Genomic DNA, 3276 nt, shown 5'->3' with positions numbered 1-3276 from the left:
CCGGCCGACCGCCTGGCGTACATGCTGGAAGACTCCGGCGTCGGCGTGCTGCTGACCCAGGCGGCGCTCCGTGGCATCCTCCCCCCGCATCGCGCGGCGACGGTGGAGCTGGACGCGGGCTGGGACGCCGTCGCGGCGGAGCCGGCCGCACCGGTGGAGGGCGGGGCCACGCCCCGGACGCTCGCCTACGTCATCTACACCTCGGGCTCCACCGGACGGCCCAAGGGGGTGATGAACGCGCACCACGCCGTCTGCAACCGCCTGCGGTGGATGCTGGAGTGGGGCGGCGTGCGGCGGGAAGACCGCGTGCTGCAGAAGACGCCGTACTCCTTCGACGTCTCGGTGTGGGAGTTCTTCTGCCCCCTGCTGTGCGGCGCCACCCTGGTGGTCGCGCGACCCGGCGGACACCGCCACCCGTCGTACCTGGCGGACCTGATCCAGGCGGAGCGCATCACCGTGGCGCACTTCGTCCCCTCCATGCTGCAGCTGTTCCTGGACGAGCCCGGGCTGGAGGAGCGCTGCGCATCGCTGCGCCTGGTGGGCTGCAGCGGCGAAGCCCTGCCGCCCGCGCTGCAGGAGCGCTTCCTCGCGCGGATGAACGCCGAGCTCCACAACCTGTACGGCCCCACCGAGGCGGCGGTGGAGGTCACCCACTGGGTCTGCCGCCACGAGCCCGGCGCGGCCACCGTGCCCATCGGCCGCCCCATCGCCAACACCCGCGTCTACGTGCTGGACGCGGCGGGCGGGCCCACGCCCATCGGCGTCCCCGGCGAGCTGCACCTGGGCGGCGTGCAGGTGGCCCGCGGCTACCTGAACCGCCCCGCGCTCACGGCGGAGAAGTTCGTTCCCGATCCCTTCTCCCCCACCCCCGGCGCGCGGCTGTACCGCACCGGCGACCGCGCGCGCTGGCGGGCGGACGGCGCGGTGGAGTTCCTGGGACGGCTGGACTTCCAGGTCAAGATCCGCGGCTTCCGCATCGAGCTGGGAGAGATCGAGACGGCGCTCGCGGAGCTCCCCGAGGTGCGCGAGTGCGCCGTGGTGGCGCTGGACGAGGGCGCCGACAAGCGCCTGGTGGCCTACGTGGTGGCCGCGGACGCCGCGCCGCCCTCCGTCCGCGCGCTGCGCGATGCGCTGGCGCGCCGGCTTCCCGACTACATGGTCCCCGGCGCCTTTGTCTTCCTGGACGCGCTGCCGCTGAACCCCAACGGCAAGCTGGACCGCCGCGCCCTTCCCGCCCCCGGCGCGGCCGAGGGCAGGGAGTTCACCGCGCCGCGCACGCCGGTGGAAGAGGTGGTCGCGGCGGTGTGGGCCGAGGTGCTGAAGGTGGAGCGCGTGGGCGTGGACGACGACTTCTTTGCGCTGGGCGGCCACTCGCTGCGCGCCACGCAGGTCGTTTCCCGCGTGCAGGAGGCGCTGGGGATGGAGCTTCCCCTGCGCGCGCTGTTCGAGAGCCCCACGGTGGCGGGCGTGTCGGAACGGCTGGAGGCGCTGCGCCGCGCGCGCGCGGGAACGCCGCTTCCGGAGGTGGCCGGCGCGGGGCCCCGGCCCCTGCCCAGGACGGCGGGGCGCGCGGACGCCTTTCCCGTATCGTTCACGCAGCAGCGCCTCTGGTTCCTGGACCGGATGGAGGGTGGCAGCGCGGCGTACGGGATCACCGGCGCGCTGTGGCTGGCGGGGCCGCTGGACGGCGAGGCGCTGCGCCGCGCGCTGGAAGAGACGGTGCACCGGCACGAGTCGCTGCGCACCACCTTCGCCGTGCAGGACGGCGAGCCGGTGCAGGTCATCCATCCCGCCGCCCGCTTCGAGCTCCCTGCCGCCGAGCTCGCGGACGCGGACGAGGCCGCCCTGCGCGCCCGCTTGGACGCCGAGGCGCGCCGCCCCTTCGACCTGGCGGCGGGGCCGCTCTTCCGCGCGCTGCTGCTGCGGGTGCGGCCGGACGAGCACGTGCTGGTGCTGTCGATGCACCACGTCATCAGCGACGGCTGGTCGCTTGGCGTGCTGCTGCGCGAATTCTCCGCGCTCTACGGCGCCTTCCGCCGCGGCGAGCCGTCGCCCCTGGGCGAGCTTCCGCTGCAGTACGCCGACTACGCCGTCTGGCAGCGCGAGACGCTGCAGGGGCCGCTGATGGAGCGGCACCTGGCGTGGTGGCGCGGGCAGCTGGCCGGCGCCCCCGCCCTGCTGGAGCTGCCCACCGACCGTCCCCGTCCGCCGGCGCTCAGCTTTCGCGGCGCGCGCGAGCGCCTGCGCCTGCCCGCCGGCACCGTGGCGGCGCTGGGCGCGCTGGCGCGCGACGAGGGCGCCTCGCTGTTCATGGCGGTGCTGGCGCTGTGGCAGGCGCTGCTTTCGAAGTACTCCGGCCAGGACGACGTGGTGGTGGGCACCCCCATCGCCGGCCGCACCCGGGCGGAGCTGGAGGGGGTGATCGGCTTTTTCGCCAACACCCTGGCCCTGCGCGGCGACCTCTCCGGCGACCCCTCGTTCCGCGGCCTGCTGGGCCGCGTGCGCGAGGCCACCTTTGGCGCGTACACGCACCAGGAGGTGCCCTTCGAGCAGGTGGTCGAAGAGGTGCACACCGGCCGCAGCCTGGGCCACAACCCGCTCTTCCAGGCCTTTCTCGCCCTGCAGAACGCGTCCGACGACGCGCTGCGGCTGGACGGGCTGGCCGTCTCGTCCATCGAGCTGGAGAGCGGGAGCGCCAAGTTCGACGTCTCGCTGCTGCTGCGCGAGACGGACGGCGAGATCTACGGATGGATGGAGTACGCCACGGACCTCTTCGACGCGTCCACCATCGCCCGCATGCGGCGCCACCTGGGCGTGCTCGCCGAAGCCGTGGCAGCGGACCCCGACCGCCCTCTCTCGCGTCTTCCTCTGCTTCCCGAGGACGAGCGCGACACCGTGGTACGGGGGTGGAACGCCACGGACGCGGCGCTCCCCGGACCGGAGACGATCCACGGCGGCTTCGAGGCGCAGGCCGCGCGGACGCCCGACCGCATCGCGCTCGCGTTCGAAGGCGAGCGGGTCACGTACGCGGAGCTGGACGCGCGCGCCAACCAGCTGGCCCGACACCTGAAGCGGCTGGGCGTGGGGCCGGAGGTGCGCGTGGGGCTGTGCCTGGAGCGCAGCACCGAGATGGTCGTCGCGCTGCTGGGCGTGATGAAGGCCGGCGGCGCCTACGTTCCGCTGGATCCCGAGTACCCGGCCGACCGCCTGGCGTACATGCTGGAAGACTCCGGCGTCGGCGTGCTGCTGACCCAGGCGGCGCTCCGTGGCATCCTC

1 protein-coding gene is annotated in these 3276 nt (G+C 74.3%); it reads left to right on the top strand.

The genetic code is table 11. The features are described 5' to 3' along the window. The coding region (locus VGC13_RS23810; protein WP_331127804.1) for an amino acid adenylation domain-containing protein at positions 1-3276 on the top strand (3276 nt) is incomplete at both ends.

Source organism: Longimicrobium sp. (assembly GCF_036399255.1).
Classification (GTDB): domain Bacteria; phylum Gemmatimonadota; class Gemmatimonadetes; order Longimicrobiales; family Longimicrobiaceae; genus Longimicrobium.
The sequence above is the reverse complement of the archived record's forward strand: the minus strand, read 5'-3'. Positions and strand labels throughout refer to the sequence as shown.